Source organism: Magnetococcales bacterium (assembly GCA_015228815.1).
Classification (GTDB): Bacteria; Pseudomonadota; Magnetococcia; order Magnetococcales; family UBA8363; genus UBA8363.
Genome location: JADGCV010000040.1, coordinates 1 through 22,019, shown reverse-complemented (window position 1 = coordinate 22,019; position 22,019 = coordinate 1). Strand labels below are relative to the sequence as shown.

The following is a 22,019-nucleotide window of genomic DNA, read 5'->3' as shown; positions in this document are numbered from 1 at the left end:
GGTTGTTGGCGACACCTCATGACGAGGTGTCATTTCGTTCAACTCGTTGGTGTGGGCATCATATCCTTATTGTCGTAAAAATGATATGATTTTTTCAAAAAATCGGATATTACGGATTCATGGCGTATAAAATCGTTTATTTTCATAACGATGAAATTGTTTGATACGGTGTGGTCCAACGGGGAGTTGTCGCGATTGGGTCGCGGGTTGTCAGGCATGGAGGAGGAAGCCCGGACAAATCATTGGCTGCCGACACACCACATGAAATGCTTCTGGACAATATGAAGCGGGCGATGGATAATGCCTCCCTGGTTTCGCCGCCTTAGCTCAGGGGCAGAGCAGCTCACTCGTAATGAGCAGGTCCTCGGTTCAATTCCGAGAGGCGGCTCCAATCGGACCATACCTCCCCCCCCTTCTCAAGCCATCGATCTCGGAAAAAAAGGGTTCCTTGTAGCGGCATGGTTCCTGTATGCTTCGAGTTAACGGTGCCGATGGTGAATCGCCGTCTTTTGGAGACGGATGCCACTTCCGGGCACCACCCTTCGCGCAGCGTCGGATTCCAGGTGACCGGTCCATGAATAAAAAAACACCCCACGCCAACATTCACCCACGCTCGTCCAGGGATGGCAACCGGTTCCATCCCCGCCCTCTTCCCTCCCCCAGGACGGCAAAACACCCGTTCACCCGTCCGCACACGATGCTCCTCGCCGCCCTGATGGCGGCCTGGTCACCCGTGGCATGTGCCGATCCGCCGAACCCCACGCAATTGCCGGTGGGTGGCCAGGTCGTCAACGGCAGTGGCCAGATCATGGAATCGGGGGCGAACATGACGGTCAATCAGCAGACGCCGTCGATGATCACCGAATGGCGCTCCTTCGATATCGGCAAGGATGCCGCCGTCCGCTTTGTCCAGCCTTCCGCCGAGGCCACGGCACTCAACCGTGTCCGCTCCGCCGACCCGTCGCAAATTTTCGGCACCCTTTCGGCCAACGGACGGGTCATCCTTGTCAATCCTTCCGGAGTCTATTTTTCTCCTTCGGCCCGGGTCGATGCCGCGGGAATCGCCGCCTCGGCGCTCAACATGACCAACGAGGATTTCAATTCGGGGCGCTACCGGTTTGCAGGAGGGGAAGGCAAAGTTATCAACGCCGGGGAGATTGCCGCCAAGGAAGGGGGATTCGTCGCCCTGGTCGGGGCCGAAGTCGATAACGAAGGGGTCATACGCGCCCAATCCGGGCAGGCAGCGATGGCCGCCGGTCGGGAGGTCACCCTGAATCTTGCGGGCAACGGACTGATCGGCGTCAAGGTCGATACCGCGGGCGACAAAGCCCGCGTCCGCAATACCGGACAGGTCATCGCCGATGGTGGCCGGGTCTGGATGACCGCCAAAACCGCCGCCCCCGCCCTGGCCCAGGCGGTCAATCAAAGCGGAGTCGTCCAGGCCGATTCCCTCGCGATGAGAAATGGCGAAATATGGATCGAAGGTGACGGAGGTGACGTCCATCTGGGAGGAACGACCCAGGCCCGGGGGACCGATCCGGGAGAAAAAGGGGGACGAATCATCGCCACCGGCAGGGAAGTGGTGGTCGCATCCGAGGCCAAGGTCGATGCCTCCGGCAAGGACGGCGGCGGTACCGTAATGATCGGCGGTGGCTGGCAAGGCAAGGATCCCGCCATTCCCGAGGCGCGTCGGGTGACGGTCGCCAAGAAGGCCGACATCAACGCCCGGGCCAGGGACAAGGGGGACGGCGGCACGGTGGTGCTGTGGTCACGAGACTCGACCAACCACGAGGGGACCATCACCGCCGGCGGCGCGGGCACGGGCGCGGGCGGCAAGGTCGAAACGTCGAGCCGTGGCGAATTGGGGGTCTCAGGCCAGGTTCAAGCGGCGACACCGGGGGGCGATGGTGGCGAATGGCTCCTTGACCCCTACAACCTGACCATATCGACCGCAGTATCGAGCAACGTCGATGCCGGTGGATTCGAAGCGGCCAACACCGGCGCCAATGTTCAGGCCAGCACCATCGAATCGGCGATCAACGGCGGAACCGATGTGACCCTCAGTACCGCCACCGCCGGAGGCGAATCGGGCAACATCACGATCAATTCCGACATTTCCAAGACCTCGGGGGCAGCGGCGAAGATCACCTTTTCCGCGGCCAACGACATCACCCTGGCCACCGGCGCCGACATCTCCTCGACCACCGGGGCCTTGAGCCTGGATTTCGGGACGACCTCCACCACCACCGGAACCATCACTCTGAACGGCACCCTCGCCACCAATGGCGGGGCGGTGAATTTCTACAAACCGACCGTCCTGGGACACGCGACCCCCGTTTCCACCAAGATCACCGAGACCAGCACCACCACCTCGGGCAACATCACCTTCTACCAGAGCGTCTCCCTGGCAGCCCCGGGGTATGCGGTCACCTTGTCCGCGACCGGCCCCGAAAGCGGCGGCAGCTATACCGGCAATGGCGGCGCCATCGATTTCCAGAGCAATATCGCAAGCTCGATGCCCAGTTCTCCGGCGGTGTTGTGGTCCCAGGCACTGACGGTGGATACCTCCGGAGTCACCCCCGGAAACATCACCCTGGGCAGCGCCTCCGGCAACAGTGTCGGCGGCTCGGCGGCGAACACCCAGTTGAAAAGCCTGACCCTGACCGGACCGACCAGCGTCACCCTCAACTCCGGCACCATCAACCTCATGGATGTGTCCGGCAACGTCCTGGTCGCCTCCAGCACCCTGGGAACCCCCGCGATCAAGCTCTACGCCACCGACACGGTGGTCAACGTGACCGGTGGCACCCGGGCTGGCGTCAGCGGATACGCCGATTACAAACAGGAAACCTTCGATTTCAACACCCCGAACAATACCGCCCGGACCCTGACCATCAATGCCGACCGCTCGATCAAGATCAAGAACCGGTCGATCGATGGCACGACCGGCGCCGGCACCCTGACCGTCTCCTTGAACCCGTTCGTCGCCACGGGGGCCACGGGTGGCGGCATCTACCTCAACAGCGCCACCATCAAGAGCAATGGCGGGGCCATCAATCTGGGCACCAGTTCGGCCTTCGCCACGGGGTATGGCAGTGACGAGGATGGCGTGACCGACGGCATCTATCTTCTCAATGGCAAACTGCTCTCCAGCAACGGCAATGTTTCCCTCTACGGCAAGGCCCCTCTGACCAACGATGCCGGCTCCGGCATCCGCCTGTCGGGGGCCCAGACCGATCTGAATTCAGGGACGGGAAACCTGGTCCTCGATGGTCGGGTCACCGTCGCCACCAATGCCGGCAACAAGGATGGCCTGATCATCGGCGAAGGGGGATCCTCACGAGTCACCCTTCAGGCTTCCGGGGCCGGAACGATCACCCTCAATGGCGATGGCTCCTACATTGGCACCAATCCGACCGGTGGCTCACGTTATGACGGGGTGATCATCTCCAGCAAAGCCTTGATCAAATCGGCGACCGGAAACATCACCATCACCGGCAAGGGTGGCGGTGGCGATCAGACGTTTCTCAGTGAAAACCATGGCATCCGCATCGAGGACACCAATACGGCGATCACCTCGACCAGCGGCAATATTTCGCTGACGGGGACCTACGGTGGCAAAACCACCTTCACCACCGGCGAAAACAGCTATGGCATCTATGCCAAGGGCCAGACCATGTATCTCGGGACGGCCAATTATGCCGCCATCGACTCGGGGGATGTCAATTCGGGAATCAGCGCCTCGGGGATCATCACCTTGACCGCCGACTCCATGGAATTTGTCAATTCATCCTCCCTGCACCTGAAGGTGGCCAGTTCGGGAGAACTGCGGATCGTCCCCGAAACCGCCAGCCGCGACATTCAGTTTCATTCCGATCCCTCCTCCCCCACCCTGAACGAAGACAGCAGCGTTGTCGGCAAACTCTATCTGGGAAGCAACTGGTTCAACGGCGGTTCCCTGAGCATTTTCCAGGCGGGATTCGGCAACACCGGCTACGGCACCGCCGGAACCGGGGCGACGGGGGCCGTCACCATCGGTCGCACCGACGGTTCGGGGACCCTGACGGTCGCCGATGCAACGACGATCCGGGACAACACGACCCTGCTCATGGGCAACACCACAGGCAACATCAAGGTCAATGCCACCCTGACAGTCCAGGGCTCATCGAACCCGACGGCCCGGATCCTGACCATGGACACCGCCGCAGGCGGGGCCGGTTCGAGCGCCATCACCGTGGATCAAATGTTGTTGTTGGGAACCGGGGATTACGTCTTCACCGGCAGCAATCTGCTGGGTACCCTTTCGGCCAGCCTGACCGGGACCACGACCGGTCATCTGACGGTCAACAACGCCCAGGCCCTGACCATCGGCAGCATCACCAGTGAAGGCCTGGATACGGTCCGAACCGCGACCGGCATCGTCGCCAACAGCAATACCACCAGCAATCAGATCAACGTCGGCACCACTTCGGGCGCCCTGACCATCGCCCAGTCCATCGACTCGGGCAACAAGGGAGTAACCGCCCTGTACGCGACCCATGCCACCACGGGCGGTGTGGTGGAAACAGGGTCGGCGATCGTGACCGCAGGAAGCCTCTACGTCAATTCCGGAGGGGTCCTGTCGCAGTTGCGCAATGACAATGTCATCAAGCAGGCGGCATCGGATGGTTTGCTGGCGGCAACCGCCACCAACGGCCTGGAATTCAAGAATGCCACGGCGGCGGGAGGAATCCAGGTTGGGCGGGTCTCCTACAATGCCCGGTCCTCCGACAGTTCCGGCACCGTCACGACGACCGCGACCAACAAGGATGGCATTTCCAGTTCCGGAGCGGTCGCCTTGTGGCTGCCGAGCGGCAACCTGACCCAGGAAACCACCGCCAACGGTACGGTTCGTCAAGGCGACATCCAGGCGACGACCCTCTCCCTCAAGGTCGATTCCGGGTATGTCACCCTCGACAACACCACCAACCAGATCGGCACATTGGCCGCAGTGCTGGGCGGCGCGGGACAGGTGATCAGCGTGATGGATGCCGACGGCCTGACGGTCGGGAGCATCACCTCCACGGTGACGGGGGCAAGCACCACGGTCAGCGGTATCACGACCAATCTGGGCGATGTCATTCTTAAATCCTCATCCAACAGCACGAGCACCACCGGCAACACCGAATTGACCCATTCGATCGATACCACCAACGGCGGAGCCATCGGTTCCGGAGCGATCGTCCGCCTGGCCTCGGGCAAGGGGGCGGTCACCGAATCCAGTACCGCCATCGTCAAGGCCAAATCACTGCTCGTCGATGCAGTTTCGACCTCATCGCTCGACAATCTTAATGAAATTTATGACAGCACCGTCGGCACCGAGCGGGGCATCCTCGCCGCCAACATCAGCGGCAGCAGCCAGGGATTGAAGTTCAAGAATGTCCGGTCTCTGGAGATCGGGACAGTCAGTGCCGCCCACGGCGTCGGCGCCACCAGCGGCATCACCGCCACGACCGGGGAGGCGACGGTCACCCTGCTCAACGCCGCCACCACCAACGATCTGACCCAGACGCAACTGGTCAAGGCAGGAGGGCTCAAGACCGATGTCGATACCGGCAAGGTGCTTCTAAACCTGATCACCGGCGGCACTACCAATGAGATCGGCACCCTGTCCAGCGTGATGAGCGGGGCCAACAAGGATTATACCCTGAACGAAAAAGACGGCCTGACCATCGGCACGGTCAACGGCACCTCCGGGATCACGACCGCCAGTGGTGGAAAAATCGCCATCGCCACCAAGGGAGATGGGGGCGGCAGCATCACCGTCACCCGCAATGTGACCGCCGGAGGTTCGGGCACCGTCGATTTACGGGCCAATGGCAGCACCTCGGACATTGCCATCAATCCAGCCTCCGGGCAAACCGCGACCATTCAATCGACCGGGGGCGGCACCCTGCAACTCTACGCCGGCCAGGCGATCACCACCACGACCGCCAACGGGACCGGGACCGAGCTGGAAACATCGGGCAACGTGTTGTTGCAAACGGGTTCGGGCGTCGGGAGTGACAGCAACCGCATCGAGATCGCCAGTGCCGCCAAACTGGCCGCCACGGCGGGAAACACCTGGTTCGTCCGCAAACTGGGAACGACCAGCGATCTGGAGATCGGCTCGGTCACTGCCCTTGATTTCAACGGTCAGACAACCTTTGTCGTCGGCCCTTCCAGCCTGAACGGACTTGCCACGACCGCCAACAATGGCAACATCACCCTGACCACCCAGGGGGGCGACCTGACCATCACCCAGGCGGTCACGGCCCACGGCAGCGGTTATGTCGATGTGCGCACCGCCAACGCCGGCAATCTGGGCGACATCCGGATCAACAATGCGGCAACGGTATCGAGTACCAGCGGCACGATCCAGCTCATCGCCGGCAATACCCTGACCACCGACAGCGCCAACGGCACCACCACCGAAATCTTGACGACGGGAACGGTGTTGGTCGAGGCGGGCTTGAGCGCCGGCACCGACAGCAACCGGATCGAACTGGGGAATGTGTCGCTTCTGGCGGCGCGAACCTTGACCAATGGCGCGGACAGCCATCTGTGGCTGCGCAAACTGGGCAGTACCAACGATCTGGAAGCAGGCTCGGCCACGGTGCAAAACAGCGCAAGCACCCTGGACAACGCAATTTCCGCGACCGGACAGACGACGGTGGCCAACGCGGTCGCAACCGTCCTCAAGGGGCTGTCCACCACCGCCAATAACGGCAACATCACCCTGACCACCCAGGGGGGCGATCTGACCCTCACCCAGTTGGTGACGGCCCACGGCAGCGGCTATGTCGATCTGCGAACCGCCAACACCGGCAATCTTGGCGACATCGCCATCACCAATGGCGCCACCGTCTCCAGTACCAGCGGAACGGTCCAAATCATCGCCGGCAATACCCTGACCACCGACAGCCTCAATGGAACGACGACGGAAATCGCCACCACGGGCAGTCTTCTCCTTGAAGCGGGATTGAGCGTCGGGACAGACAGCAAGCGCATCGAGATGGGCAATGCCAGCCTGTTGGCGGCGCGAACCCTGGCCAACGGGGCGGACAGCCATCTGTGGCTGCGCAAGCTGGGGAGCGGCAGCAATCTGGAAGTGGGCACGGTGACGGTGCAAAACAGCGCAAGCACCCTGGATCATGCCGTTTCGCCCACGGGTCAGACCACCGTGACCGGGGGCAAGGCAACCGCCCTCAAGGGGCTTTCGACCACGGCCAACAACGGCAACATCACCCTGACAACACAGGGCGGCGATCTGACCCTCACCCAGTTGGTGACGGCCCATGGCAGCGGCTATGTCGATCTGCGAACGGCCAACGCCGGCAATCTGGGAGACATCGCCATCAACAACGGTGTCACGGTATCAAGTACCAGTGGCACGGTCCAGATCATCGCCGGCAATACCCTGACCACCGATAGCGGCAATGGGACCACGACCGAAATTCAAACCGGTGGCCATGTCCTCCTTGAATCGGGGTTGCGCATCGGTACCGACAGCAATCGCATCGAACTGGGGGGAACCGTCAAACTGGCGGCACGCACCTTGAGCAATGGGGCGGACAGCGATTTGTGGTTGCGGAAACTGGGAAGCACCGCCGATCTGGAACTGGGAACGGTCACGGTACAAAACAGCGCAAGCACCTTGGACAACGCCGTTTCCGCAACCGGCCAGACGACGGTGGCCAATCTGGTCGCGACCGAACTCAAGGGACTGTCAACGACCGCCAATAGTGGCGATATAACGCTTTCGACCCAGGGGGGCGATCTGTCGGTGACGCAAAACCTGACGGCCCACGGAAGCGGCGCCATTGACCTGCGCACCGCCAACACGGGCAATCTGGGGGACATCGCCATCAACAATGGGGCGACGATTTCGAGCACCAGTGGCACGGTCCAGATCGTGGCGGGCAACACACTGGTCACCGACAGCGCCAACGGCACGACCACGGAAATTGCCACGACCGGAAATGTTCTCCTGGACGTGGGCCTCGCCGTGGGCAGCGACAGCAACCGGATTGAATTGGGTAACGTCGCCATTCTGGCGGCGCGGACCCTGACCAATGGCGCCGGCAGTCATCTGTGGTTGCGAAAACTGGGGAGCGCCAGCAATCTGGAAGTGGGAACGGTCGCGGTACACAACAGCGCAAGCACCCTGGACAATGCCGTCGCCCCCTCGGGACAGACCACGGTGGCCAACGCCGTGGCGACCCATCTCAAGGGTCTTTCCACGACTGCCAACAATGGCATGATCACCCTGACCACCCAGGGGGGTGATCTGACGGTGACCCAGGCGATCACCGCTCATGGCAGCGGCGCCATCGATATTCGCACCGCCAATGCCGGCAATCTTGGAGATATTGCCATCAACAATGGGGCCACGATTTCGAGCACCAGCGGTGTGGTGCAGATGATCGCGGGCAATACCCTGACCACCGACAGCGCCAACGGAACCACCAGCGAAATCTCGACCCTTGGATCGGTCCTGTTGGAAGCGGGCCTCGCCCTGGGGAGCGATGGCAACCGGATCGAACTGGCGGGGACCCCTCTCCTGGCGGCGCGCACCCTGGCCAACGGCAGCAGCGGCAATCATCTGTGGCTGCGAAAACTGGGGGAAACGGGTGATCTGGAGGTCGGCGCGGTCACGATACAAAACAGCGCCTCCACCCTGGACAATGCCGTTTCCGCCACCGGGCAAACGACGGTGGCCAATGCCGTGGCGACCGTTCTCAAGGGAATTTCGACGACGGCCAATCATGGCGCCATCACCCTCACGACCCAGGGCGGTGATCTTTCGATCACCCAGGCGATCACGGCCCACGGCAGCGGCGCCATCGATATTCGTACCGCCAACGCCGGAAATCGGGGAGACATCGCCATCAACAACGGAACCACGGTGTCGAGTACCCGTGGCACGATCCAGATCATCGCCGGCAACACCCTGACCACCGACAGCGCCAATGGAACGACCAACGAAATCACCACCAGCGGCAATGTTCTCTTGGAAGCGGGCTTGAGCGTCGGCAGTGACAGCAACCGCATCGAACTGGGCGATGTATCCCTCCTTGCGGCGCGAACCTTGACCAATGGCGCGGGCAGTCACCTGTGGCTCAGAAAACTGGGAACGACGGATGATCTGGAGGTCGGCTCGGTGACGGTACACAACAGCTCAAGCACCCTGGACAATGCCGTCCTCGCCTCGGGTCCGGCCACGGTTGCCAACGCTGTCGCCACGGTCCTCAAGGGTCTCTCGACAACCGCCAATGACGGGGTCATCACCCTGACCACTCAGGGGGGTGATCTGACGATCACCCAGGCGATCACGGCCCATGGCGGCGGCTATGTCGATCTCCGGACGGCCAATGCCGGCAATCTTGGGGATATGGCCATCAACAATGGGGCGACGGTTTCGAGTACCAGCGGCGTGGTGCAGTTGATCGCCGGCAACACCCTGACCACCGACAGCGCCAATGGGACGACGACCGAAATCGCCACCACCGGCAACGTTCTTTTGGAAGCGGGGCGCTCCATCGGCAGCGATGCCCGGCGGATCGAACTGGCCCAGGTCTCCAAGGTCGCCGGGCGAACCCTGGGCAATGGCGCGGACAGCCATCTGTGGTTGAGAAAGCTGGGGAGCGGCAGCGACCTGGAAGTGGGGACGGTCGCGGTACAAAACCATCCAAGCCTTTTGGATCATTCCGTCTCCCCGACAGGCCAGGTAACGGTTCTGGCGGATCGGGTTCGGGAACTCCGGGGGCTTTCGACGACGGCCTTCAATGGCAACATCACCCTGACGACCCAGGGGGGCGATGTCGCCATCACCCAGGGGGTGACGGCCCACGGCAGCGGTTATGTCGATATTCGCACCGCGGGCAGCGGCAACCTGGGCGACATCCTGATCGGCAACGGCGCCACCGTCGGCAGCACCAGCGGCACGATTCAACTGATCGCGGGCAATACCCTGACCACCGACAGCCTCAATGGAAGCGTGGTGGAAATTTCCACGAGCGGCCATGTGTTGCTGGAGGCGGGAGCAAGCATCGGCACCGATCCGAAACGGATCGAACTGGCCGGAACATCGATTCTGGCGGCCCGGACCCTGGCCAATGGGAACGACAACCCCTTGTGGCTGCGCAAACTGGGAGCGACGAGCGATCTTGAGTTGGGTACCGTCACGGTGCAAAACAGCGCCAGTTCATTGGATCACAGGGTGTCACCGACGGGACAGACGATGGTTTCCGGAGGGATGGCCACCGCCCTTCTGGGCCTTTCGACGACGGCCAACAATAGTGCCATCACCCTGACCACCCAGGGGGGTGATGTGTCCATTACCCAGGGGATCACGGCCCATGGCAGCGGCTCGGTCGATCTGCGCACGGCCTTCGCCGGCCATCTGGGAGACATTCGGATCGCCAATGGCGCGACGGTATCCAGTACCGGAGGCACGGTGCAAATTCTGGCGGGCAATACCCTGACCACCGACAGCCTCAACGGGACAACGACCGAAATCGCCACCGAGGGCAGCGTTCTTCTGGAGGCGGGATTGAGTGTGGGAACGGATGGGAGTCGCATCGAACTGGGGGGCGTCCAGGTGCTTGCGGCGCGCACGTTGGACAATGGCTCGGGCAGCGACCTGTGGTTGCGCAAACTGGGCGCCCTGAGCGACCTGGAAATCGGCACGGTCACGGCGATCAATGGTGAAAACCTGCTGGACCGCGCCGTGTCCGCCACCGGTCAAACGGTGGTCGCCAATGGCCGGGCAACGGTACTCAAGGGATTGTCCACAACCGCCCATGACGGCAACATCACCCTGACAACCCAGGGGGGCGATCTGACGATCACCCAGGGGATCAGCGCCCATGGCAGCGGTGTGGTCGATCTCCGCACCGCATCGATCGGTCATCAGGGTGACGTGGCCATCACCAAGGGGGCGACGATTGAAAGCGCCCGGGGAACGGTGCAGTTGGTGGTTGGCAATGGCCTGACGACCGACAGCGCCAATGGTACAGCCACCGAGATCATGACTCTGGGGTCGGTATTGATCGAAGCGGGCCTGAACATTGGCGCCGATACCAACCGCATGGAACTGGGAGGTGCCGCCAAAGTTGCGGCACGAACCCTGGGCAATGGATCCTCCGGAGACATCTGGCTGCGCAAGCTGGGCAACAGAAGCAATCTGGAGGTTGGAAGTGTCACGGTACACAACAGCGCCAGCACCCTGGATCAGGCGGTCGCGGCAGCGGGACAGGCGACATTGGTCGCAGGGCTGGCCACGGAACTGAAAGGGATTTCGACAACGGCCCATGACAATGATGTCACCCTGACGACGGAGGGAGGCGATCTGACCATCGCGCAAAACATCACCGCCCATGGATCCGGCTACGTCGATCTGCGTTCATCCCATGCCGGAAACGCAGGCGATATGATCATCGACAACAACGCCACGATCGGTTCGACGACGGGAACGATTCAACTGGTGGTTGGAAACTCCCTGACGACCACCAGCAAGAACGGCACCGGAAGCGAAATTGCCACGGGAGGAGATGTCCTGCTGCTGGTGGATTCCATTCTTGGCGACGATGCCCATCGCATCGAAATCAGCGGCGTCAACAGCCTGGCGGCGGAATCGGTCGGGGCGCAATGGCTGCGCCAGACGTCGGGAAACTTGAACCTTGGGACGGTCGCACCAAAGAACGGCCCTTCGACCCTCGATCATGCGGTCCGGGAACGCTCCGGATTGAAAACGACCAATTCCAGCATCGTCCTGTCGGTGGCGGCGGGTGATCTCAACGTCATTCAGGGCGTCGATGCCGGTTTTGGCGATGTCAGTTTCAAGGTTTCCGGCAGCCAAGCCCTGGGGGCGGATGTTTCGGGTCATACCGTCACGCTGATCGCCGGCGCCGATTCGAGCCACAAGATCATTCAAAAGGAAACCGGCCGACTGAAAGCGACCGCAGTGCGAGCCGTCGCGGGTGGCGCCATCACCCTGGACCGGTCAACCAACGCCATCGGCACCCTTGCCGGATCGTCCGGCGGCACCCTGACCGCAGTCAACGGCAATGACCTCCTCATCGGCACCCTGACGACCACCCAGGGATCGGATGCCCTGGGCACCAGTACCGGTCTGACCGCGACGGCTGGGGACGTTCTGCTGACGGTGTCGGGAACGTTGCGTCAGTCATCGGGATCCATCGTCACCACGGCGGCCACGAAAGGGATGGGACTGTGGACCACGGGGACGGTCACTCTTGAGGAAGCCAACGATCTGGGTCTGCTGGCGGCCAATGTCTCCGGCGCGGGATCGGGATTTTCCTTCACCGACGCGGGCGATTATGCCCTCGATACGGTCGGAGGCGTGACGGGCATCACCCTGAATGGCGGTTCGGTGGTCTTGAAGTCTACCCGTGGCACCATTTCCGAAACGGGCTCGGCGGCAGTCAGCGCCGAAACGCTCAAGCTGGTTGCCGGCGGGTCGGCGCGCCTGACCAACCGCAACCATGTCAACAAGATTGCGGGGGTGACCGGTTCGGATCTGAGTTACTACGATACGGGAAACTTAAGAATCGATTCGGTGGATGGCACCGACGGCATGACGGCGGGGGGCCGGGTTTGGGTGCGTACTGGTGCCGATCTGACAACCAAAAAGCAGGTCACGGGCAATGGCGGCGATACCCAGGCAGTCGTATTGGCGGCGACCAACGCCTTCTACAACGATGCGGGTACCGATGGGGTGCGGGCACCCAATGGACGTTGGTTGATTTATGATGACAATCTGGATCTGGTCGATCGTTTTGGCGGATTGCTGTATACGTTTCGCCGCCTGGAAACCTGGTATGACGATTATCCTCCGGCAGGGGTGACCGAAACGGGTAACGGCTATCTGACGACGGCCAGCGTTCCCGATCCCGAGCAATATGCCCGTCAGGCGGGTGGAGCGACATCAGCCGTGGCGACCGGAAACAACAGCACGACAGCCGTTTCCCTGGCCAACGCCGGCAGTTCCCTGGCAGCAACAAGGGCGGCCCCACCGGTACAGATTCCGGCAACGCCACCCACAGTCCGGCCAGTCTTTGGCCTCGAGGGGGGCGCGGCCTCGGTATTCAGCGGTGTTCCACTGACGTTGCCGGTCAGGGCGGATACCCGTTTCGTCTCGGATCTGACGACCCTGGTACCCAAAGGGGAGATCCGATCGGTCGGCACCACCACGGGAGAACCGCTTCCGGCATGGCTGAAGGTGGATACAACGACAATGCGGGTCTCGGGGACCCCTCCCGAAGGATCGGCGCCGGTATCACTTCGGCTCCAGGTTGATGTTCCAGGTCAGGATGCACCGCAAACCATCGACATCGAGGTCACCCCGGCCCAACCCGATACCCTTACCCAGGAAAATGAACCCGCGCCATCCGGTCCCGTCTGAGCGGTCAAAGTAAAAATAAAAACCTTGGAGGCTTTGCCGCCAAACCTCCACTGGGAAGGGGAAACCCCTTCCCAGACCCATCCACACTATGGGGCCGGAGAATCCAATTCCGACGATCCATTGAAAAAGGCAAAGGCATTGCGCCCCGTGTTTTTGACGATATACATCGCCTGATCCGCCTGTTGAATCAATTCGTCCGCATGAAAACCATGATCGGGAAAACAACTCATGCCAATACTGACCCCAATGCGACAGGTATGCTCCAGAATGATGAATGGTTCCTGGAGGATGGCGATGATTTTTTCAGCCACGTTGACGGCGTTGGCCTGACAGTCGATGGCCGGAAGGATCAGGGTAAACTCATCCCCGCCAATCCGGGCCAGGGTATCGGATTCGCGCAAACATTGACGCAGGCGGAGGGTCACCGCCTTTAACAGAAGATCTCCGGCCTCATGCCCCAGAGTATCATTGACCTGTTTGAAACGATCCAAATCCAGGAATGCCACTACCAAAGCCCTTTTGGTACGACTGGCATGACGCAACTCCTGCTCCAGATGTTCCCGAAACAGGACTCGATTGGGCAGCCCCGTCAGGGAATCATGACTGGCCATGTGTTTGATTTTTTCCTCGACCCGGCCACGCTCGATCAACCCCGCCAAGGTATTGGCAACGGTAATGAGAAACGCCCCCTCCTCGGGTTCCTGGACATGACCGGCGGCGACATACAGATTCATGACCCCGAGCAGATTCCCCCGGGACAGGATGGGCACACAATAATGGCCATGGGGCTGAATGCCATCGAAGGTGATGTCATGTCGTGCATCGATGGCATCGGCAAAGATCAATTCCCTGGATTCGGCGGCCCTGCCGCACAAACAATGGCCAATGGGAACGCGACGGCATTTTTCCAATAGAGGCGCACTCAAATTGCGTTCGACGATCAATTCAAGGTCCCCCTCCTCGGTCACGAGCATGATGGAACCCTTTGCCTGAAGGGCGAGCCGGGGAACGGTATGAATGATATCCATGGCCACTTCGAGCTTGCGCTTGAGTGGCAGAGGCTCCAGGGCCACCTCCAACAGGGCGCTGATGGCAATACGATTGATGTAGGCACGCAGGTCCCTCCGCTCCAATAATTGCCGTTCCGAGATGTCGCGGACAACGGCGGAGAAAAATCGTTCCCCATGATTGGTCCATGACGTGATGGAAATTTCGACCGGAAATTCTTCATCGCCCATCGACCTCAGGGCCATCCCCTCATGAGTGATCGACATCCCCTCGGCGCCAGGGGCGTCGAAACGCTGCGACAGATGGTCCCAGGAGACGCCACCACGAATCTGGGAAAACAATCCGGAAACCGGAAGACCGACGAACTCCGCGTCCGAGAGGCCAAACATTCGCTCGCCACTGCGATTAAGCAGCATGATTTTTCCCGAGGCATCGAAAACGAGGATGGCATCGCGCAGAGAGTGAATCAATGTCCGAAACCGATTTTCGCTTTCCAGAATGATTTCCTCTGCCCGCTTGCGTTCGGAAATATCGCGAACCAGTGACAGAACGGCGGGATGCCCCTGGAACTCGAACATCTGGGAATTGACCTCGACCGGAATGCGTCGGCCATCCCGGGTGACATGCCATCGTTCGAAGGTGGCATGATTGCGCGTCATGATGTCGTGGGCCAAACGTTCCAGGTCCTCCTGGCCCTCTGGAGGATTGATGACCGAAGGGGTCAGTCGCAACAGTTCCTCCCTGGAATAGCCATAGCGAAGACAGGTTGCATCATTGACCTCAAGAAAATTTCCGAACCGTCCATCCGGATGCATTGCCACCACGAAGGTGGCATCGCGGGCGATGTTGAACAGCCGTTGAAACCGTTCCTGGATTTTCTGGATTTCCTTTTCGACCTTCAGTCGGTCCCCAATATCCTGAAAGGTGATGACGGCCCCCTTCACCACCCCGTCGCGAACGATGGGCGCGGAGGCCAGGGCCACGGGAAGAAAAGTTCCATCGCGTCGGACAAAATAATCCTCGTAGACCCGATTGGAGCTGCCATCCACGAGCGTCCGATGGATCGGGCAGCGGTCCACGGGATTGGAAGAACCATCGGGTCGCACATGGTGAAAAAGATCGTGGCTCGACTTTCCGATCAATTCCTCCTGTTTCCACCCCAACAACCGTTCCCCCTGGGGATTGAGAAAGGTCACTTCATCGCGAACATCGATGACGAATACCCCATCGGCGATCATCGAGGTGATTTCCCGCAATCGATTTTCGCTTTCGGCCAGTTTTTCCTCGTGGATGCGGCGTTCCTCAAGCCGCTGTTCAACAACCTGAGTCATTTCAAAGAGCGATTGGGCGACAATGGAGATTTCGTCATCCTGGGAACACCGGACTTCGTCGAGGGTGGTGACCATTTGCGCGGTAATCCGGTTGTTCCGGGAATAGCCATCGGCGACCTGCCCCAAAAGGTTGACCCGCCGCGCCTGCAACAGCAACCAGTGTCCAACCGAGAAATGAAGCAGAACAATGCCCCCAAGGAAAACCAGAGCCAGGGAAAGAAGCAGTTCCTGGACGGTAAACAATGGTTCGATACTGCGATTGACGACAAGAATTGGCGACGGTTTTTCCGTACCGCCCCAAGGCAATTTTTCATCGATCGTCATATCCAGGGTCGCATCCGCCGCAGTATTGAAGCATTGCGCTGACGTGGGATTCAGGAGATCGACACTGTTGGAACAGGCTATCATTCTCCGATTCCATTCGAGCCCCAGACTGGTCCCTGGAAAGGAAATCTGGTGCAACAATTCACCGTCCATGGCCACGAGAACGATCAATTGGCCCGCCCCCATCTGTCCCAGCCAGATTCGTTGCCTTTGGTAGAAGAAAAGGCTGTTCAATGCCTCGGAGAAATACCACCTGCCCTCTTCCTTTTCCGGGAACGATGCGTCATCGGTGAACAAGGTTCCCGAGCCATAATGAAAAAGGATCCGACCGGCATCATCGGTCACCAACAGATGCCGAAACTGACTCCCCCCCTGGCGAACCGCCAGAAACCCCTTCAAAGCCTCCCAACCCGCCGCACCGCGGACCAACAGGTTCTGGAACTCCAGTTCCGAGCGCAACATGATGGCCTGAAGTTTCCAGTTCTGTTCCTTGCGGTCGATCTGTTCGCGATAGTGTTTCCGAAGAAAGTCGGTCTCGATGGTGACCATCTTGCTGTAGGTCGTCTTTTGGATCCACCAGACGGCCAGCCCCAGAAATAACAATACCATGGCAAGAGAAGCAAGAATTCTCTGGAACGCCTGACGTGCGAGCGAAGAATGGTTGAACAATGAAAACATGATTCTGGAGCCTTGAATTTTTCCAACTTATTCGAGTCAACTTTTGACCCAGACCAGTGGGATTTTTTCGATTCTTGATGGACCTCTATTGACGATAAACCCTGCATTTCCCCAATCCGCGGCGAATCGTACCCACAATCCAAAAGAAAACCAAATACTCGATGCATGCAGTGGTGTTTCAAGACCCGGGTTGAAACTCAAATATAACAAGTGCATCATTGCGTTTAAAAAGAGGGCTGTAAGTATGACCCCATACCATCGACAACTATTATACGAAGAAAGCGATTTGTATAACAATCTTGGCATATTCCAAAGGAAAAATAGTGTAGGAATCAGAAAAAACGGTCCACAAAGAAAAGTGAAGGTGACAACCGCATTATGGGCTGGAGAGACATAATAGGACTCTCTGATCGTTTTATGGTTAAATATCTGAATGAATGCACTATTTTCTATTTCTACAGGAATGAATGGGCGGCCAATTCCAAAACCGAGTGGATACTCATTCAAACGACCAATCAATACACCCCAATAACCAAGACGCCACAATGTACCGCCATCTCCGACTGAAATATAGCTGTGGAGTGTACCGTATTTTGCGTGCATCAAGTCGAATTTGTTTGCATAGTAGCCAAGAAATGAGTATAAAGATGCAAGAACAATAATAGAAATAATGGTTAAGAACCTAAACAAGCGTACCACATTCTTCTCTTTGCCAAACCGAGGCCAGAAATAGATCGTGGATAATAAAAACGTCATAAAAATGAAAATTACAAAATAACTCAAAGAATCGGCCGTGATATTTGAATAGACATACATAACAATAATAGAGAAATATGCAATAAAAAACCTTTTTAATTTCTGATTGACCGCGACACCAATCAAAGACAGCCCAATAATATGGTGAATTGGATATACGAATGAAAGAATTACCAATATTGGAGCCCATTTTCCAAGAACATGGATAATTTTGTAGGCCCTTTGAAATGAAAACAAAAAATAAACTCCATAGGAAAAATAAAGAACATGCCTTAATGAGTAAAATAAATCAAAATCATCATAAAGCATTCCGTGAAACCACGAGATAAGCGGAAGCACGAAGGAAAAATAAACAATGTGTCTTAAGTATTGTTTATGATGCTCAAGATAATAATAACGACGACTCAAACCAACCAGAAAAATGGTAATTAACAAAATCTCAACCCAAAAAACTGATCTCTCAATAACATCATATAAACTATGAATAATAATCTGAAAAATTACTATAACCTCAAAAATGACCCCCTTACCATATTTCTCATAAGATGGCTGCATCTCCATGACATATAATCCAATAGAAAAAAATTGACGGCAGGGAAATATCAAACTAAAAGTATCATACGGTTCAACGACAGGATCACCGAATCGGTGGGTAAATTCGGAACATTGTTTCCCGAGCCCAAATGAAAGCCCTAGCGACGCTCGATCATGGATCCAATATTCAAAGTATCCTTCGACGCCAATCCAAGACACAAACGGCAAACAGGATGGACCTCCTCCACGGGAGTGGAGGAAGAAAATCCCCTGCGGATCGTCTCGTAGGATGGTCCGTGCCAGATTTCGCGCGTATCCGTTTCAATGGCGTTTCCAAGCCGGAAACCGCTGGTGCAGCAGGGTTGAACCTGGCCATCGTATTCGACGACCATCAATCCATAGGGCCAAAAACATGATCTTTTTCCACTGCCGCCCATATCCGGAGAGCGTTCAAGTGCCACAAACTCATCCATGAGATGGTTATCCAGAACGATCTCATAATCATCGAATCCCATTTCACGATATTTTTGCGGCACCTCGTGAACCTCATGGGCATTGTGGTCAAAAACAATAAATTTCCAAACCAATCGTGGTCGTGATCGGCCCAGACGTTTTTTGGCCGCGGCGATTCTTCTCACGTTATTGACCACGAGGTCAAAGTTTCCCCCCTTCCGATATTGTTCGTAGGTTTCACGGGATAATCCGTCAAGACCTACCAATACGGCATCCACCCCCGAAAGAACAAACCGGTCGATCCAGTCGTCTTTCATGGGCACCGAGAGATTGGTCGGGAAGGTCACGGCAACATTGAATGAATGAATTTTTTCAATCATGTCAACCAGGTCCCGATGAAGCAGCGGCTCTCCCATCTGACTCAGGCTGACAGCGACCAAAGTGCTGGAAACAGGTTCAATGATCCGTCCCACCTCTTCCACCGTGATATTTCTGGAATTCACAAATTTTTTCTTGAATTCCTTCCTGCTGTGCCAACATCCTGGACAGTACAAATGACACTTGGGCGTGGGCTCGATCTTGATAAAGTAGGGAAGGCTGCGAATTTTTGACGATTTGATCGATTTCTCAATGAAACACAAGAAGATGTTGAATAATTTTCGAACGGTCAAGTAGGGATATATGGAAAAAAGATGCCGTCTGCCATATTCGAGGAAGCCAAATTTTTTGAAAACGGTCAATTTGCTCCCTGAGGATCTGATTTTGGTAAATGCCTCAAATCCGGGACTGTATCGTTTTGATTTTACCTGAACATTCATGAGGCCGATCCTTGGGATAGTCATCATGGATACAAAAAGAACCCCACAAGCGGACCAACCCGGCTCGCCTGGTCATCAAACTCAACGAAGAGACAATAAACTTGCCGCGCCCATGACCCCGGAGGCACTGCCCAACCCTGCCGGAACAACGGGAATTTCATTGGCCTTGGGATGGATCGTCCGGGCCACCATCGTCTGGCGGATGGCGCGGAACAGGGGTTCCCCAAGATTGGAACACCCACCACCGATGACAACCATTTCCGGATCGAACAAGGCGATCATCCCCCCCAACCACAATCCCAAACGCATTCCCTGGATTTCCACGATTTCCTGGGAAAACGGGTCCAAACGCCCTGCCGCCTCGCCAATCATCACCATGTCGATGCGGTCCATATCCCCCTGGGACAGTTCCAGAAGCAGTGAGTTCCTGTCCTTTTGGCGCAATCGTTCCCGCGCCAGCTTGACCATGGCCGTCCCCGACGCCAGGGCCTCGATGCAACCCATATTGCCACAGCCGCAACGGACGTTGCCAAACCCATCCAGCGGGACATGCCCCCCCTCCCCAGCCAATCCATTCTTTCCATGCAGGATCGCGCCGTTGATGATGATTCCGGTACCGATTCCGGTGCTGACCGTGGCGTAAACAACACTCTTCCAAAGCCCCCGGGCCGCCCCCCAACGTGTTTCCGCCAGGGCCGCCGCGTTGGCATCGTTGTCCACCGCCACATCGGTTGGGAAAACCTCCTGCAATTTCTCCCGAAGTGGAATATTGGCCCACCCCCGCAAATTTGGCGGGTTGTACAAAAAACCGGTCCGGGGATCGACGGGACTGGGAACACACAAACCAATACCACCAATCGCTTCCACCTTGAGACCATGAACCGCCATGGTTTCCTCGATGGCGGCAACGACAGCGGCAAAAACATCCCCTTCACCCTCGGATGCAAATGTCCGCCGCAGCCGTATCCCCTCCCCCAACAGGCCTCCGGACACTGGATCGACCATTGCCGTCGCAATCTTGGTCCCACCCAGATCCAGTCCCAATACGGGTTTTTTCATCACGTTCCTCCAGGGATCCCACCATCGAAAAATGAACAGCCCACGCAAACCCCGTAAAAACAAGGCACGAAAATTGCTTAAACAATACGACCATGCCAGAATACCCGATCCCAGGAAACTCCCTCGGGAGGTCCCGAAGCATGTTCACAGGTGCGTTTTGGCACTCCAAAAATTTCCAAGATCACTATTGAAACAAGACTCCGGCCACACCATCGCCAATGACCGTACAGCACACCACAGGGATCCCATGGATCCCTTTTTCCGAGCGCGAATGCGCAGGCACCATCAATGAAAATTCAGATCATAGATGATGAACCCATCATTATTCAACTGCTGGAGATCATTCTGGAGCCGTTGGGTTATCTCCTGTGTTCGGCGGCAGGCGAAGCCAAGTCCCTGGAGGTCTTCGAAAACGAACGCCCCGATCTCGTCCTGCTGGACCTGCATCTTTCCGGCTCCGACATTCTTTCATTGGTGCGCCAGATCAAGGCTCGCTGTGGCGAACGATTCGTCCCCATCATCCTGCTGTCCGGTCAATTCGATGACGACCTTCTGGCCGATGGCATCGACGCCGGCGGCGACGACATGATCGCCAAACCTTTCAACCAGACGATCTTCGAAGCCAAATTGCGGGCGTGGGAAAGAAACATCAGAATCTTCAACGCCATGCTCACATCCCATCAAAACTCCCTCTCCGCTCTGAGTCGCAATACCCTGACCCCGGAAGAAATCAAGGGTCTCTTCGCCTGGAACAACGCTTCGAATGACGCTTCATGAATCGTTACGCTTGTCCCATGGACGAATCGGCACCGAGGAAATAGAATTTTTCGGTGATCCCTCGATCAAACGATCACTGTACACCAGATAAACCAGCGTATTGCGTTTCCGATCGAAAAAACGGACAACATGCAATTCCTTGAAGACCAGTGACGTCTTGACGGTGAATACCTCCTCGCCATCCTTGAGCGGTTCGATCATGCGAATCGGGCCAGTCTGGCGACAGGCGATGGAAGCATTGGAGGGATCCTCCGCCAACCCCAGCCCGCCACTGATGCCACCCGACTTGGCCCGACTCATGTGACAGGAAACCCCTTCCACCTTGGGATCGTCGAACGCCTCCAAGACAATCTTGTCATCCGGCCCCAGAAACTTGAATACCGTATCGACGCTTCCAATCTCCTCGCTCTGGAGCGGCCACGGAAACAGAAACAAAACCAGCGAAAAACCCCACCTCCAACTCATGGCATTCACTCCTCTCAAAGCCTGTTTGGGGATTCCACAGTCAAAACGATTCCCCCTCGTCCGATGATCCGTGTCAGAACGAAAATACTTCATCCACGGAATTTGCAAACAGAACGTTTTCGCCCCATGTCCCAATAAGGTCCAGACTCGCCGATCGTACCTTGTCGTGTACCCACTCTGGTATCTGCCCAAACTTGCGGCGCATCAGTTTGAGAAGCATGGAAGCGGCCTCCTCCTGTCGCCCTTTTGTAATCATCTCCTGTGCAAATAAAGACATCATCTTCGCTTCCTCCTCGGGACGTACCCTGCGAATGATTTCACGCACCGTCGGCTCGTCGTAGCTGCGGTAGGTTTCGACCACATAACGCA

General features: G+C 57.6%; 8 protein-coding genes and 1 tRNA gene. 3 read left to right on the top strand and 6 right to left on the bottom strand.

Translation table 11 applies throughout. The features are described 5' to 3' along the window. Window positions 1-316 precede the first annotated feature (316 nt). A tRNA-Thr gene (locus HQL76_14625) sits at window positions 317-391 on the top strand. A gap of 183 nt (window positions 392-574) precedes the next feature. After that, the gene (locus tag HQL76_14620) at window positions 575-13,447 is read left to right on the top strand and encodes a filamentous hemagglutinin N-terminal domain-containing protein (protein ID MBF0110399.1); all 12,873 of its coding nucleotides are present in this window, start codon (window positions 575-577) and stop codon (window positions 13,445-13,447) included. Between the two features lie 86 nt (window positions 13,448-13,533). Here HQL76_14620 and HQL76_14615 read toward each other — a convergent pair whose 3' ends face one another. The 4 genes from HQL76_14615 to HQL76_14600 all read right to left on the bottom strand — a co-directional run bounded on the left by HQL76_14615 (window position 13,534) and on the right by HQL76_14600 (window position 20,408). Next, window positions 13,534-16,788, bottom strand: coding sequence for a PAS domain S-box protein (locus tag HQL76_14615; protein ID MBF0110398.1), 3,255 nt, complete (start codon window positions 16,786-16,788; stop codon window positions 13,534-13,536). A gap of 36 nt (window positions 16,789-16,824) precedes the next feature. Continuing rightward, complete coding sequence (locus HQL76_14610; protein ID MBF0110397.1) at window positions 16,825-18,105, bottom strand: hypothetical protein; 1,281 nt, start codon at window positions 18,103-18,105, stop codon at window positions 16,825-16,827. 131 nt (window positions 18,106-18,236) lie between these two features. Then, complete coding sequence (locus HQL76_14605; GenBank protein ID MBF0110396.1) at window positions 18,237-19,172, bottom strand: radical SAM protein; 936 nt, start codon at window positions 19,170-19,172, stop codon at window positions 18,237-18,239. Window positions 19,173-19,430: 258 nt separating this feature from the next. After that, the gene (locus tag HQL76_14600; GenBank protein MBF0110395.1) at window positions 19,431-20,408 is read right to left on the bottom strand and encodes an ROK family protein; all 978 of its coding nucleotides are present in this window, start codon (window positions 20,406-20,408) and stop codon (window positions 19,431-19,433) included. A 288-nt stretch (window positions 20,409-20,696) separates the two neighbouring features. Between HQL76_14600 and HQL76_14595 the strand changes: the two genes are divergently transcribed. Continuing rightward, on the top strand, window positions 20,697-21,185 hold the full coding sequence (locus HQL76_14595; protein MBF0110394.1) for a response regulator transcription factor: 489 nt from the start codon (window positions 20,697-20,699) through the stop codon (window positions 21,183-21,185). Here HQL76_14595 and HQL76_14590 read toward each other — a convergent pair. Both HQL76_14590 and HQL76_14585 read right to left on the bottom strand, forming a co-directional pair. Next, complete coding sequence (locus HQL76_14590) at window positions 21,180-21,650, bottom strand: CreA family protein (protein MBF0110393.1); 471 nt, start codon at window positions 21,648-21,650, stop codon at window positions 21,180-21,182. The genes HQL76_14595 and HQL76_14590 overlap by 6 nt on opposite strands. 73 nt (window positions 21,651-21,723) lie before the next feature. Then, window positions 21,724-22,019: DUF4351 domain-containing protein (locus HQL76_14585; protein ID MBF0110392.1), on the bottom strand; the 296-nt coding region annotated here is incomplete at its 5' end.

Coding starts and splice junctions, on each gene's coding strand:
- HQL76_14615 (MBF0110398.1), bottom strand. CDS start 16,788: ATGTTTTCATTGTTCAACCATTCTTCGCTCGCACGTCAGGCGTTCCAG.
- HQL76_14620 (MBF0110399.1), top strand. CDS start 575: ATGAATAAAAAAACACCCCACGCCAACATTCACCCACGCTCGTCCAGG.
- HQL76_14610 (MBF0110397.1), bottom strand. CDS start 18,105: ATGGAGATGCAGCCATCTTATGAGAAATATGGTAAGGGGGTCATTTTT.
- HQL76_14595 (MBF0110394.1), top strand. CDS start 20,697: ATGAAAATTCAGATCATAGATGATGAACCCATCATTATTCAACTGCTG.
- HQL76_14590 (MBF0110393.1), bottom strand. CDS start 21,650: ATGAGTTGGAGGTGGGGTTTTTCGCTGGTTTTGTTTCTGTTTCCGTGG.
- HQL76_14600 (MBF0110395.1), bottom strand. CDS start 20,408: ATGAAAAAACCCGTATTGGGACTGGATCTGGGTGGGACCAAGATTGCG.